This window comes from Streptomyces sp. NPDC002130 (genome assembly GCF_040296465.1).
Taxonomy (GTDB): Bacteria; Actinomycetota; Actinomycetes; order Streptomycetales; family Streptomycetaceae; genus Streptomyces.
Window position 1 is genome coordinate 1 of sequence record NZ_JBEOXI010000102.1, and the last position, 13,415, is coordinate 13,415.

13 protein-coding genes and 5 tRNA genes are annotated in these 13,415 nt (G+C 69.9%); 15 read left to right on the forward strand and 3 right to left on the reverse strand.

What is annotated here, in order from left to right; genetic code table 11:
• Nucleotides 1–109: 109 nt before the first annotated feature.
• From ABT116_RS20375 to ABT116_RS20415, 9 genes are all read left to right on the forward strand, one after another.
• Nucleotides 110–886, forward strand: a complete 777-nt coding sequence (locus tag ABT116_RS20375) for a fumarylacetoacetate hydrolase family protein (protein WP_351635675.1) — start codon at nucleotides 110–112, stop codon at nucleotides 884–886.
• The gene (gene gltX, locus ABT116_RS20380) at nucleotides 879–2,363 is read left to right on the forward strand and encodes a glutamate--tRNA ligase (protein WP_351635681.1); all 1,485 of its coding nucleotides are present in this window, start codon (nucleotides 879–881) and stop codon (nucleotides 2,361–2,363) included. The genes ABT116_RS20375 and gltX overlap by 8 nt, the downstream gene beginning before the upstream one ends.
• 172 nt (nucleotides 2,364–2,535) lie before the next feature.
• A complete protein-coding gene (locus tag ABT116_RS20385; RefSeq protein WP_351635688.1) occupies nucleotides 2,536–4,755 on the forward strand; it encodes a hypothetical protein in 2,220 nt (739 codons plus the stop codon).
• A 29-nt stretch (nucleotides 4,756–4,784) separates the two neighbouring features.
• The gene (locus ABT116_RS20390) at nucleotides 4,785–5,516 is read left to right on the forward strand and encodes an HAD family hydrolase (protein ID WP_351635693.1); all 732 of its coding nucleotides are present in this window, start codon (nucleotides 4,785–4,787) and stop codon (nucleotides 5,514–5,516) included.
• A gap of 89 nt (nucleotides 5,517–5,605) precedes the next feature.
• A tRNA-Gln gene (locus ABT116_RS20395) sits at nucleotides 5,606–5,677 on the forward strand.
• 21 nt (nucleotides 5,678–5,698) lie between these two features.
• Nucleotides 5,699–5,771 (forward strand) — tRNA-Glu (locus ABT116_RS20400).
• 47 nt (nucleotides 5,772–5,818) lie between these two features.
• A tRNA-Glu gene (locus ABT116_RS20405) sits at nucleotides 5,819–5,891 on the forward strand.
• Between the two features lie 20 nt (nucleotides 5,892–5,911).
• Nucleotides 5,912–5,983: transfer RNA gene (locus ABT116_RS20410), tRNA-Gln, on the forward strand.
• A gap of 28 nt (nucleotides 5,984–6,011) precedes the next feature.
• Nucleotides 6,012–6,084, forward strand: a tRNA-Glu gene (locus ABT116_RS20415).
• Nucleotides 6,085–6,267: 183 nt separating this feature from the next.
• Here ABT116_RS20415 and ndgR read toward each other — a convergent pair.
• Nucleotides 6,268–6,984, reverse strand: a complete 717-nt coding sequence (gene ndgR / locus ABT116_RS20420) for an IclR family transcriptional regulator NdgR (RefSeq protein ID WP_003993203.1) — start codon at nucleotides 6,982–6,984, stop codon at nucleotides 6,268–6,270.
• A gap of 195 nt (nucleotides 6,985–7,179) precedes the next feature.
• On the opposite strand from ndgR, the gene leuC reads away from it, so the two are divergent.
• The 4 genes from leuC (at nucleotide 7,180) to ABT116_RS20440 (ending at nucleotide 10,493) form a co-directional block, all read left to right on the forward strand.
• Nucleotides 7,180–8,607, forward strand: coding sequence for a 3-isopropylmalate dehydratase large subunit (gene leuC / locus ABT116_RS20425; RefSeq protein ID WP_351635700.1), 1,428 nt, complete (start codon nucleotides 7,180–7,182; stop codon nucleotides 8,605–8,607).
• A 6-nt stretch (nucleotides 8,608–8,613) separates the two neighbouring features.
• On the forward strand, nucleotides 8,614–9,207 hold the full coding sequence (leuD, locus tag ABT116_RS20430; protein ID WP_351635706.1) for a 3-isopropylmalate dehydratase small subunit: 594 nt from the start codon (nucleotides 8,614–8,616) through the stop codon (nucleotides 9,205–9,207).
• A gap of 277 nt (nucleotides 9,208–9,484) precedes the next feature.
• Nucleotides 9,485–9,715, forward strand: coding sequence for an SCO5555 family protein (locus ABT116_RS20435; protein ID WP_053668772.1), 231 nt, complete (start codon nucleotides 9,485–9,487; stop codon nucleotides 9,713–9,715).
• Nucleotides 9,716–9,851: 136 nt separating this feature from the next.
• Nucleotides 9,852–10,493, forward strand: coding sequence for an HU family DNA-binding protein (locus tag ABT116_RS20440; protein WP_030851950.1), 642 nt, complete (start codon nucleotides 9,852–9,854; stop codon nucleotides 10,491–10,493).
• A gap of 70 nt (nucleotides 10,494–10,563) precedes the next feature.
• Here ABT116_RS20440 and ABT116_RS20445 read toward each other — a convergent pair whose 3' ends face one another.
• Nucleotides 10,564–10,767, reverse strand: a complete 204-nt coding sequence (locus ABT116_RS20445; RefSeq protein WP_104781455.1) for a hypothetical protein — start codon at nucleotides 10,765–10,767, stop codon at nucleotides 10,564–10,566.
• Between the two features lie 9 nt (nucleotides 10,768–10,776).
• Nucleotides 10,777–11,415, reverse strand: coding sequence for a 2-phospho-L-lactate guanylyltransferase (gene cofC / locus ABT116_RS20450; RefSeq protein ID WP_351635710.1), 639 nt, complete (start codon nucleotides 11,413–11,415; stop codon nucleotides 10,777–10,779).
• Nucleotides 11,416–11,573: 158 nt separating this feature from the next.
• Here cofC and ABT116_RS20455 point away from each other — a divergent pair, with 158 nt between their 5' ends.
• Both ABT116_RS20455 and ABT116_RS20460 read left to right on the forward strand, forming a co-directional pair.
• Nucleotides 11,574–12,371 (forward strand): lysophospholipid acyltransferase family protein, encoded by a 798-nt coding sequence (locus ABT116_RS20455; protein WP_351635714.1) that lies wholly within the window; start codon nucleotides 11,574–11,576, stop codon nucleotides 12,369–12,371.
• A complete protein-coding gene (locus ABT116_RS20460; RefSeq protein WP_351635716.1) occupies nucleotides 12,368–13,378 on the forward strand; it encodes an NAD(P)H-dependent glycerol-3-phosphate dehydrogenase in 1,011 nt (336 codons plus the stop codon). The genes ABT116_RS20455 and ABT116_RS20460 overlap by 4 nt, the downstream gene beginning before the upstream one ends.
• Nucleotides 13,379–13,415 lie beyond the last annotated feature (37 nt).

Sequence of the window (13,415 nt, forward strand, 5' to 3'; positions counted from 1 at the left end):
CTTCGCACGTGACGGGGCGCCCCCTCGTAATGCGCGGGGCGAGTCCACCTCCCCGCGTTAGCCTGGACCGTCAGACTCCAGCCGCTTCAGTCAAGGGGCCAAGCAACCCGTGCGCATCGCCAGGTTCTCCATCGACGGGAACGTCGCCTTCGGCGCCATCGAGGGCGACAAGCAGGACGAACTCGTCCTGAACATCATCAAGGGCATCCCGTTCGCGGACTTCGAGCTCTCCGGCACGAAGGTGCCGGTGAGCAAGGTCAGGCTGCTGCCGCCGGTGCTCCCCAACAAGGTCGTGGCCTTCGGCCGCAACTACGCGGAGCACGCGCGCGAGCTGGGCCACGAGGTACCCGACGCCCCCTTCGCCTTCTTCAAGCCGTCCACCTCGGTGATCGGCCCCGGCGACGAGATCCAGTACCCCTCCTTCTCCGAGGAGGTGCACCACGAGGCCGAGCTGGCCGTGGTGATCGGCCGGATGTGCCGCGAGGTCCCGCGCGAACGCGTCAAGGACGTCATCTTCGGCTACACCTGCGCCAACGACATCACCGCCCGTGACGTGCAGCGGCGCGAGAAGCAGTGGGCCCGGGCCAAGGGCTTCGACAGCTCCTGCCCGCTCGGCCCCTGGGTGGAGACGGACCTGGACGCGAGCGACCTCACCATCCAGCTCACGGTCAACGGTCAGCAGCGCCAGCTCGGCCGGACCAGCGAGATGATCCACTCCATCGAGGATCTGATCGTCAACATCTCCGAGGCCATGACGCTGCTCCCGGGCGACGTGATCCTCACGGGCACCCCGGCTGGGGTCGGCCCCCTGAACGTCGGCGACGAGGTCGCCGTCACCATCGAAGGCATCGGCACTCTCACCAACAAGGTTGTCAAGCGTGGCTAGCGCACCCGGCACTCCAGTACGCGTCCGTTTCTGTCCCTCGCCCACCGGTAACCCCCACGTGGGCCTGGTCCGCACCGCCCTGTTCAACTGGGCGTTCGCCAAGCACCACCAGGGCACCCTGGTGTTCCGCATCGAGGACACCGACGCGGCCCGCGACTCCGAGGAGTCGTACACCCAGCTGCTCGACTCGATGCGCTGGCTGGGCTTCGACTGGGACGAGGGCCCCGAGGTCGGCGGCCCGCACGCGCCGTACCGCCAGTCGCAGCGCATGGACCTCTACAAGGACGTCGCGCAGAAGCTGCTCGACGGCGGGTACGCCTACCGCTGCTACTGCTCCCAGGACGAGCTGGACACCCGCCGCGAGGCCGCCCGCGCCGCCGGCAAGCCCTCCGGCTACGACGGCCACTGCCGTGAGCTGACCGCCGCCCAGGTCGAGGAGTACCAGGCCCAGGGCCGCGAGCCGATCGTCCGCTTCCGGATGCCCGACGAGACGATCACCTTCACCGACCTCGTCCGCGGCGAACTGACCTTCACCCCGGAGAACGTCCCGGACTACGGCATCGTCCGCGCCAACGGCGCCCCGCTGTACACGCTGGTCAACCCGGTCGACGACGCCCTGATGGAGATCACCCACGTCCTGCGCGGCGAGGACCTGCTCTCCTCCACCCCCCGCCAGATCGCCCTGTACAAGGCGCTGATCGAGCTGGGCATCGCCAAGGAGATCCCGTCCTTCGGGCATCTGCCGTACGTGATGGGCGAGGGCAACAAGAAGCTCTCCAAGCGCGACCCGCAGTCCTCCCTCAACCTCTACCGGGAGCGCGGCTTCCTCCCCGAGGGCCTGCTCAACTACCTCTCCCTGCTCGGCTGGTCCCTCTCGGCCGACCAGGACATCTTCTCGACCGACGAGATGATCGCCGCGTTCGAGATCTCCGACGTGAACCCGAACCCGGCCCGCTTCGACCTCAAGAAGTGTGAGGCCATCAACGGCGACCACATCCGCCTGCTGGACGTGAAGGACTTCACCGAGCGCTGCCGCCCCTGGCTCCAGGCGCCGTTCGCCCCCTGGGCCCCGGAGGCCTTCGACGAGGCCAAGTGGCAGGCCATCGCGCCGCACGCGCAGACCCGCCTCAAGGTCCTGTCGGAGATCACCGACAACGTCGACTTCCTGTTCCTGCCGGAGCCGGCCGAGGACGAGGCCTCCTGGACGAAGGCCATGAAGGAGGGCTCGGACGCCCTGCTGCGCACGGCCCGCGAGAAGCTCGAGGCCGCCGACTGGACCTCCGCCGAGTCGCTCAAGGAGGCCGTCCTGGCCGCCGGCGAGGCCCACGGCCTCAAGCTCGGCAAGGCCCAGGCCCCCGTCCGCGTCGCCGTCACCGGCCGTACGGTCGGCCTCCCGCTGTTCGAGTCCCTGGAGGTCCTGGGCAAGGAGACCACCCTGGCCCGGATCGACGCGGCGCTGGCGAAGCTGACCGCGTAACGCGAAGCACCACACGGCGAGGGCGGCGTCCGGTTGGGGCGCCGCCCTCGCTCTGTCCGCCCATCCGTCACCCGGAGTTCACCCTTCCGGCCAACTGCCGTCCCCGGACGGGACGTTGGATGCCGCCTGTGCGCACGGTGCGCGTGTGCGCCCTGGTACAGGGGGAGAGAGCATGATCCGTTCACGAAGACTCGTCCACGCGGCCGTCGGCGGGGTGGTGGCCCTGTCCTGCACGGTGCTGACCGCACCCGCGCAGGCGGCGCCCCGGGTCGACGAGCCGGTCGGCACGGTGCGGCTCGTCACCGAGAAGCGCGTGACCGTCGACTACCCGTGGGCCGGCGCGTCCGGCTTCCAGTACCGCCCGGGGACCACCTCGGTCACCACCGTGGACTATCCCGGCACCATCCCGCCCGCCCACGCCGGCCCGGACGACCTGGCCAGCGGCACCGACGTCGTGAACACCCTGGACGGCCGGACCGTCCACCAGAAGCACCGCGCCACCGGCGTCACCGCCACCGTCACGATCCCCTCCGGCCAGGCCTACCGGGCCGCCGCCGGCTGGAGCGTGCTCACCGTGGACGGCACCGGCGCCCTGCACGTCCTGCGCACCGTCGACGGCGGCACCCTCACCGTGGACACCCCGGTCACCGGCTTCCCCGCGGGCGCCCGGCCCGTCCTCTACCGCACCGGCGGCTCCGTGGGCCGCCTCGCGATCGTCTACACGCTGGACGGCAAGACGTCCGTGGGTCTGGTCGACCTCTCCGACGGCGCCTTCCGCACCTACGTCACCGGCGACACCGCGACCCCGCAGCTCGCCTTCAACGACCGCTGGCTCGTCGCCGACTTCAAGGCGATCCGGGTCGACGCCGAACCCGGCACCCAGCCCACCGCCCTCACCAGGACCGACGTCCAGCTCGAAGCCGTCGTCGGCGACCAGCTCCTGCTCGGCAACCCGACCTTCGTACTGGGCGGCACCGAGGCCGCGCTCACCGCCCGCTCCCTGGTCACCGGCGCCTCGACCACCGTGCTCCCCTCGTCGTTCGGTGGCATCGGCCCGACCCTGGACGGCGGCGCCCTGGCCACCGCGGGCCCCTCCAGCCTCGACTGGAACATCCACCGGATCACCCCGGACGGCAGCAGCGGCCTCACCACCGCCGAGGTGGCCCGGGTCCCCGCAGCCGCGACCGCCGTGCAGGGACTGGCCGTCGCCGGCGCCGAGTTGTTCCTCTACGGCGCGACACCGGGCGCCTCACTGCGCTACAACAGCTTCCAGCTGGACTCCGCCGGCCGGCCCGACGGCCCCCAGACCCGCCGCAGCCCCGCCATGAGCCCCTCCACCTGCCTCACCGGCGACGCCGCCTGCCCCCAGCTGGAGGCCCTCGGCGACGGCCGCGTCAGCCACCTGTGGACCAGCGAGACGGGCCAGGAATCCGTCGTCGGCGTCGGCCTCGACACCACCACCGTCCTCAGCGCGCCCACGGACGGCGACTCCCGTGGCCGCACCGGCGGCGGCACCGGCCGGTACGTGCTCTACAACGGCGGCTCCGGCAAGCAGCGGGTCGTCGACTTCCCGCGCGGAGCCACCGCCGGCCAGACCGCCCTCACCCGCGACCGCACCGCCGCAGCGGTGTGGGGGCAGACCCTGTGGACCCCGGGCGCCACCCAGGGCCAGATCACCGGCCGCAACCTCAAGTCCGGCACGACCACGACCGTCGCCACCGGCGCCCCCTGCACCCCCACCGACATCCAGGCCGTCAACACCTGGCTGTACTGGTCCTGCGGCAGCTCGGCGGGCGTCTACGACCGGGCCACCAACCGGAAGATCACGGTCCCGGCCGACACCGGCCCCGCCCGCCTCGCCGACGGCTTCCTGATCCGCGAGAACCGCACCACCCACGAACTGCTGCTCACCGACTTCCACACCGGCACGGCCACCACCCGCACCCTGGTCGAGCTGCCCGCCACCGACCAGAACACCGGCGGCAGCAACGGCCGCTGGGCCGTCGACCGCTTCGGCGGCCACATCGTCTACCTCAACGGCACGTACGGCGAGGTGTCGATCGTCCCCAGCGGCGTCCCCACCTCGCCCCTGGCGCAGATGGAAGCCCAGGTGTACTCGCCGTCCGTGATCGGCAAGGGGTTCCCCTGGGCGCCGGTGTGGCAGCTCAACAAGCCCTCCACCTGGACCCTCACCCTCACCGACGCCTTCGGCAAGCCCGTCCGCACGCTGACCGGCGCCTCCACCGGAGCCGCCGTACGCCCCGCCTGGGACGGCCTCACCGACAACGGCGGCGGAACCACGGGAGGCACCTACACCTGGAAGCTCACCGCCCACCCCCGCGACGACCAGGGCCCGGACCTCACCCTCACCGGCACCATGACCCTGGGCTGAGCACGGGACGCGGTGGGTACGGTCGGAGCATGAGCATCCAAGCCGTGGTCTGGGACGTCGACGACACCCTCTTCGACTACACCACCGCCGACCGCCTCGGCATGCACGCCCATCTCACGGCCGAGGGCCTGCTCGACGGCTACGACAGCGTCGAGCAGGCCATCGACCACTGGCGGGAGATCACCCACCTGCAGTGGGCCCGCTTCTCGGCGGGCGAGGCCACCTTCGAGGACCAGCGGCGCGACCGCGTACGGGTGTTCCTGGACCGGGACCTCACCGACGCCGAGGCCGACGCGTGGTTCCAGCGGTACATCACCCACTACGAGGCGGTCTGGACCCTCTTCCCGGACGTCCTGCCCGTCCTCGACGCCCTCTCCGCCAGCCACCGGCACGCCGTGCTCTCCAACTCCAGCCTCCACGTCCAGGACCGCAAGCTGCGCGCCCTCGGCGTCCACGACCGCTTCGAGACCATCCTGTGCGCGGCCGAGCTCGGCATCTCCAAGCCCGAGGCCGGGGCGTTCCTCGCGGCCTGCGATTTCCTCGGGCTGCCACCGCACCAGGTCGCCTACGTCGGCGACCACCCGGAGATCGACGGGCGGGGCGCCGCCGACGCGGGACTGCTGTCGGTGTGGATCGACCGCGGCGGCCTGTACGCCACGATCGACCCGCCCGTCGGACCGCACCGCATCGCCTCCCTCGCCGAACTGCCTTCCCTGCTCGGCGCGGATAGTCGTTTTGGAGCCCCGTCCACCTTCGGGTAATGTTCTTCCTGCGCCGCGGGAGCGGGCCGGAAGGCCGGAACCCCAGGCGCACAACTAGAACAAAACCCCCTCGGGGGCTTGCGTTCCAGTGGCCTATGGTGTAATTGGCAGCACGACTGATTCTGGTTCAGTTAGTCTTGGTTCGAGTCCAGGTAGGCCAGCTCGCAGAGCTCATCTGCATCGCCCCCGTTGTGTAGCGGCCTAGCACGCTGCCCTCTCAAGGCAGTAGCGCCGGTTCGAATCCGGTCGGGGGTACTGGTTCCGAAGATCGGCAGATCGACGATCATCTCGGGACTGCTAGGGCCCCCGTTGTGTAGCGGCCTAGCACGCCGCCCTCTCAAGGCGGTAGCGCCGGTTCGAATCCGGTCGGGGGTACTGACTGGTCTAAACCACATTGGTCTATGGTGTAATTGGCAGCACGACTGATTCTGGTTCAGTTAGTCTTGGTTCGAGTCCAGGTAGACCAGCTCGGACCTGCGGAAACGCAGGCTCCACGCCCCCGTTGTGTAGCGGCCTAGCACGCCGCCCTCTCAAGGCGGTAGCGCCGGTTCGAATCCGGTCGGGGGTACACACTACGAAGGCCCTTCACCTCGGTGAGGGGCCTTCTGCGTATGCCTCAGGGGCGCGGGGAACTGCGCGAACAACCACTGACGACCCGCACTCGACAACGAAACCGTCCCTGTCATGGCGCTGAGTCGGGGAAAGCCTGCCGCGGCGTTGAGGCGAGCCCTCCCCGAAACACCTGGTCGCTTCAGCCGGTACGCCGCAACGCCTCGGAGAGGCGCCCGGCGGCGTCGATCACAGCCTGTGCGTGCATCCGACCGGGGTGCCGGGTAAGGCGCTCGATGGGGCCCGACACCGACACCGCGGCAACCACCCGGTTCGACGGCCCCCGCACCGGCGCCGACACGGACGCGACGCCCGGCTCCCGCTCGCCGATCGACTGGGCCCAGCCCCGCCGCCGCACGCCTGACAGAGCCGTCGCCGTGAAGCGCGCCCCCTGCAGGCCGCGGTGCAGCCGCTCGGGCTCCTCCCAGGCCATCAGGATCTGCGCCGAGGAGCCGGCCTTCATCGTGAGCGTGGAACCGACCGGGACCGTGTCCCGAAGGCCGGACAGGCGCTCCGCCGCGGCGACACAGATGCGCATGTCGCCCTGGCGGCGATAGAGCTGCGCGCTCTCACCCGTGATGTCCCGAAGATGTGTGAGCACCGGACCCGCGGTGGCGAGGAGACGGTCCTCACCCGCGGCCGCGGCAAGCTCTGCCAGGCGAGGGCCGAGAATGAAACGACCCTGCATGTCGCGCGCCACCATGCGGTGGTGCTCCAGGGCCACGGCCAGGCGGTGGGCCGTGGGTCGTGCCAGTCCGGTGGCGCCGACCAGACCCGCGAGGGTGGCCGGACCGGACTCCAGAGCGCTCAGGACGAGGGCCGCCTTGTCCAGAACGCCGACGCCGCTACTGTTGTCCATGAAACGATACTCGCGTCTCACTCTGTGAAACGCAAGTTCAATTTTCCGTGGAACGCGCCACCCTGGAATCACGAAGTCACAACGGCCCGTGACGTAAGGGCCTGGCGGTGTGTGCCCGGAATCAGGGGTACGGGCACTGCCTCCTCAAGATCTCTAGTTGGGTCGGCGGATCGTCGTCGGCCGGAGGGAACAGCGATGGGTAGGACACTCGCGGAGAAAGTCTGGGACGACCATGTCGTCCGGCGCGCGGAGGGCGAGCCCGACCTTCTCTTCATCGATCTGCACCTGCTGCACGAGGTGACCAGCCCGCAGGCCTTCGACGGTCTGCGCAAGAGCGGCCGCACGGTGCGGCGTCTGGACCTCACCATCGCCACCGAGGACCACAACACCCCCACCCTGGACATCGACAAGCCGATCGCGGACCCGGTCTCGCGGGTGCAGCTGGAGACGCTGCGCAAGAACGCCGCCGAGTTCGGCGTGCGTCTGCACCCGCTGGGCGACGTCGAGCAGGGAGTCGTACACGTCGTGGGCCCGCAGCTGGGTCTGACCCAGCCGGGCACCACCGTGGTGTGCGGTGACTCCCACACCTCCACGCACGGTGCCTTCGGCGCGCTGGCGTTCGGCATCGGCACCTCCCAGGTGGAGCACGTGCTGGCCACGCAGACGCTGCCGATGTCCCGCCCCAAGACCATGGCGATCACGGTCGACGGCGAACTGCCCGAGGGCGTCACCGCCAAGGACCTGATCCTGGCGATCATCGCGAAGATCGGCACCGGCGGAGGCCAGGGCTACGTCCTGGAGTACCGCGGCGAGGCCATCGAGAAGCTCTCGATGGAATCCCGCATGACCATCTGCAACATGTCGATCGAGGCCGGCGCCCGCGCGGGCATGATCGCCCCGGACGAGACCACCTTCGCCTACCTCAAGGGCCGTCCGCACGCCCCCGAGGGCGAGGACTGGGACGCGGCCGTCGCGTACTGGAAGACGCTCAGGACCGACGAGGACGCCGAGTTCGACGCCGAGGTGGTCATCGACGCCGCCGAACTGTCGCCGTTCGTCACCTGGGGCACCAACCCCGGGCAGGGCGCACCGCTTTCGGCGTCCGTCCCCGACCCTGCTTCGTACGAAGACGCATCGGAGCGCTACGCCGCCGAAAAGGCCCTGGAGTACATGGGGTTGGAGGCCGGCCAGCCGCTGCGCTCCATCAACGTGGACACCGTCTTCGTAGGCTCCTGCACCAACGGCCGCATCGAGGACCTGCGCGCCGCCGCCGAGCTGCTGAAGGGCCGCAAAGTCGCCGACGGTGTACGGATGCTGGTCGTCCCGGGCTCCGCGCGGGTGGGTCTGCAGGCCGTCTCCGAGGGTCTGGACGTGGTGTTCAAGGAGGCCGGCGCCGAATGGCGGCACGCGGGCTGCTCGATGTGCCTGGGCATGAACCCCGACCAGCTGGCCCCCGGTGAGCGCTCCGCGTCCACCTCCAACCGCAACTTCGAGGGCCGGCAGGGCAAGGGCGGACGCACCCACCTGGTGTCGCCGCAGGTCGCGGCCGCCACCGCCGTCCTGGGCCACCTGGCCTCCCCGGCCGACCTGTCCGCCGACGCCCCCACGCCCGCTGGAGTCTGATCAGTCATGGAAGCCTTCACCACCCACACCGGCCGGGCCGTCCCGCTGCGCCGCTCCAACGTCGACACCGACCAGATCATCCCCGCCCACTGGCTCAAGAAGGTCACGCGCGACGGGTTCGAGGACGGGCTGTTCGAGGCCTGGCGCAAGGACGCGTCGTTCGTGCTCAACCAGCCCGAGCGCAAGGGCGCGACCGTCCTGGTCGCGGGCCCCGACTTCGGCACCGGCTCCTCGCGTGAGCACGCCGTCTGGGCGCTGCAGAACTACGGCTTCAAGGCCGTGATCTCCTCCCGCTTCGCCGACATCTTCCGCGGCAACTCGCTCAAGAACGGCCTGCTCACGGTCGTTCTGGAGCAGAAGATCGTGGACGCGCTGTGGGAGCTCACCGAGAAGGACCCGCAGACCGAGATCACCGTCGACCTTCAGGCCCGCGAGGTGCGCGCCGAGGGCATCACCGCCGCCTTCGAGCTGGACGAGAACTCCCGCTGGCGGCTGCTCAACGGCCTCGACGACATCTCGATCACCCTGCAGAACGAGGCGGACATCGCCGCCTACGAGGCCAAGCGCCCCGCCTTCAAGCCGCGTACCCTCCCGGTCTGACCCCGGGCACGGTCCGCCGCCTCTGAACAAGGCGACTTTCGGCCACAGCAACATCCCCTCTGTACCCCCGATCAGCCCGATCGGGGGTACAGCTGTGTCTGCACCCGAACGGCCCTGCCCACCCGCTGTTCGGCTGCCAACTTCCCACGTTAAGCCCGTGGTTGCTGGGGTATGCGAGGGGTACAGCCGTGACTTCCACGTGTGCCGGGAAGGCCGTTCGAGGCGGCAGTTGTCCCCTGCGCAGGCGACAACTCGCCCCAGATGGCACAATCTGTGCATGGAACACGACGGCCAACTCGAGCTCTATGCGGCAGTCGCGGACCAACTCAAGGAAGCGCACACAAGGGTGCGCGCACTGCAAGTCCCGGAGGGCGTACGGATGGCGCTGACCCGGAAGCTGCTGGTCATTACGGCCGCGGCCAAACACGATCTCGCCGACGCGGCAAGGCGGCTGGAGCGGTTCAATACGGACCTCGACGAGGGACGTCTCCCCGTCGAGGAACGCTGAACCTCTCGACACCGTCGAGTTCGCTGCGGCACAAGGGTGATAAGCCCGTTTCGTGTTTGATTTGCGGTATATATCTGCCTAACGTGCGAAAAAGCTTGAACACTTTCGTTCTGGCGATGTCTCCGAAGGGGAAGACGTGAACAAGGCGCAGCTCGTAGAAGCGATTGCCGACAAGATGGGCGGCCGCCAGCAGGCCGCCGACGCTGTCGACCATGTACTGGACGCCATCGTCCGCGCGGTCGTCTCGGGTGAGCGGGTCTCGGTCACCGGCTTCGGTTCGTTCGAGAAGGTCGACCGCCCGGCCCGGTACGCCCGTAACCCCCAGACGGGCGAGAGGGTTCGGGTCAAGAAGACCTCCGTTCCGCGCTTCCGCGCCGGTCAGGGGTTCAAGGACCTGGTCAGCGGCTCGAAGAAGCTGCCGCGCGGCGGCGAGGTGTCCGTCAAGAAGGCGCCGAAGGGCAGCCTGACCGGCGGTGCCGGCGCGACGGTCAAGAAGGCCGCCGCGAAGAAGGCGACCACCAAGTCGGCCGCTGCGAAGAAGACCACCGCCAAGAAGACGACGGCGAAGAAGGCCACGACGAAGACCGCGGCCGCGAAGAAGACCACCGCGAAGAAGGCGCCCGCCAAGAAGACCACGGCGACGTCCAAGACCACCGCCGCGAAGAAGACCACCGCGAAGAAGGCCCCGGCGAAGAAGGCCACGGCCAAGAAGGCGCCGGCCAAGAAGTCGACGGCGCGCAAGACCACCGCCAAGAAGACCACCGCCCGCAAGAAGTAAGGGCAACGGGGTACTCACGCGCCGGGCCGGACTCCGCACGGAGTCCGGCCCGCGGTGTGTTCAGATGTGGTCAGAGGGTCTGCAGGGTCACCAGAGTGATCCGCAGCGCGTCCCTCGCCCCTTCCACCTCGATGCGTACCCGCTGGCCCGGGCGCAGCAGTCTGAGGCCTCCCGCGTCGAACGCGGCCGCGTCGAACGGCACCGGGGTCCCGTCGTCCAGGAGCACCTGCCCGCTGCGGCTTTCGGGGTCGTACGTGTACGCGGTCGCCTGCATGGCCGCAGCCTACTGCCCGGGAATCAGCAACCGCGCGGCGGCCGCGGCCGTATGAGGACCGACCCCCAGGGCCAGCGCGCTGCGCAGGTCGTCGCCGGTGTCCACGTCCTGACGTACGGAATCGACCGCTGCGAGAGGCAGTTCCACGGCCCCCGACGCGCGGTGCCGGGCCCGGGAGTCCGTGCCGAAAGCCGGGCGCAATTCCCTGCCCGGGGCGGCGGCCAGCAGGGTCGTTCCGATTGCGGCCGCGTCCGGGAGAAATGCGCGCGGGAATTCGGCGGCGGCATCGAGTACCCGGGACAATTCCGCCGCGCGCAGGGCCGGCAGATCGGCGTTCAGCGCGGCCACCGCCCGGGCCGGGCGGGCGGACCGTACGGCCCGCGTCGCGTGTGCGAGGGCGGCGTTGAGACCGCCGCCCGGCTCGTCGGAGATGATCGCGGCGCCCAGCGCGGCCAGCTCACGGCCCGCCCGGGCGTCGTCCGTGACGACTGCCACATCCCCCACCCCCGGGCAGGCCAGCGCGGCCGCCACCGTGTCCTGGGCGAAGGCCAGCGCCAGGTCCGGCCGCAGCCCGTCGTCCGCGGTGTCCGCAAGCCTGCTCTTGGCCTGGGCCAGGGGCTTCAGGGGTACGACCAGGGTCCACTGCACGGGTGTTCCGTCCTCCTCTTGTCACGGTCATTGTCATACGGGGCCTCGGGCGGGCGGCGTGCCGGGGCGTACGGTGTTCTCGACAGACCGGCGGCCTGGGGCGACACTTGTGCGGCCCCCCGTGGCCCCGGCTTCAGGCCCTAGAGGAAGGTGTCCGCGTGCCCCGCCGCAGAATCGGCTTCTGGTACCGCTTCGCCGCGGTGATCTGCAAACCGCCGCTGGTGGTTCTGCTCAAGCGGGACTGGCGTGGAATGGAGCACATTCCGGCCGAGGGTGGATTTATCACCGCGGTGAACCATAATTCGCACGTCGATCCCTTCGCTTACGCGCACTTTCAGTACAACACCGGGCGCGTCCCGCGATTCCTCGCGAAGAGCGGGCTTTTCAAGAAGGGATTCGTCGGGGCCGCGATGCGGGGCACCGGGCAGATCCCCGTCTATCGCGAGAGCACGGACGCGCTGAGCGCCTTCCGGGCCGCGATCGAGGCCGTGGACCGCGGGGAATGCGTCGCCTTCTATCCCGAGGGCACCCTCACACGTGACCCGGACGGCTGGCCCATGACCGCCAAGACGGGGGCGGCGCGCGTTGCCCTGCAGACCAAGTGCCCGGTGATCCCCGTCGCCCAGTGGGGCTGCAACGAACTGCTGCCGCCGTACGCGAAGAAGCCGAATCTGGTGCCCCGCAAGACGCACCGCGTGCTCGCCGGGCCGCCTGTGGACCTCGCGCGGTTCTACGACCGGGAGATGACCGCTGACCTGCTGAAGGAGGCAACGGAGGTCATCATGGCCGCCGTCACCGCCCAGCTGGAGCTGATCCGCGGCGAGAAGGCGCCCGAGACGCCGTACGACCCGCGCCGGGAGCGGATCGAGCAGCGGCGCCGCACGCAGGCACAGACACAGACGCACACGCACCAGGAGGCCGGGCAGACCGTGCAGGAAGAGGGGCTGGGCAAGTGAACAAGCCGGTCAAGGCGGCGGTGCTGAGCGCCGGTTCGTGGGGTACGGCCTTCGGCATGGTGCTCGCCGACGCGGGGTGCGAGGTCACCCTGTGGGCGCGCCGCCCGGAGGTCGCGGAGGCGATCAACTCCACGCGCACCAATCCCGACTACTTCCCGGGCGTCGAGCTCCCGGAGAACGTCCGGGCCACCACGGACCCCGCAGAAGCCGCCGCGGATGCCGACTTCACGGTGCTGTCGGTCCCCTCGCAGACCCTGCGCGGCAACCTCGCCGAGTGGAGCCCGCTGCTGGCCCCCGACACGGTTCTGGTGTCGCTGATGAAGGGCGTCGAACTCGGCTCGGCGATGCGGATGAGCGAGGTCATCGACGACGTCGCCAAGGTCGGCCCGGACCGGATCGCCGTGGTCACCGGGCCCAACCTGGCGCGGGAGATCGCCGCGCGGATGCCGGCCGCGGCCGTGGTGGCCTGCACCGACGAGGCCGTCGCCCAGCGGCTTCAGGCCGCCTGCCACACGCCGTACTTCCGCCCGTACACCAATACGGACGTGGTGGGTTGCGAACTGGGCGGAGCCGTGAAGAACGTCATCGGTCTCGCCGTCGGCATCGCGGACGGCATGGGCCTCGGCGACAACGCCAAGGGCTCGCTCATCACCCGCGGTCTCGCCGAGACCACCCGGCTCGGCATGGCGCTCGGCGCCGACCCGCTGACCTTCTCCGGACTCGCGGGCCTGGGCGACCTGGTGGCCACCTGCTCCTCGCCGCTGTCGCGCAACCACACCTTCGGCACGAACCTCGGCAAGGGCATGACCCTCCAGGAGACCATCGCGGTCACCAAGCAGACCGCCGAGGGCGTCAAGTCCTGCGAGTCGGTGCTGGATCTGGCCCGTCGGCACGGCGTCGACATGCCGATCGCGGAGACGGTCGTCGGCATCGTGCACGAGGGCAAGCCCCCGGTGGTGGCCCTCAAGGAGCTGATGTCGCGCAGCGCGAAGCCCGAACGACGCTGAGCGACGCGAGACCGGCGGCGCTTACTACCGGCCCTAC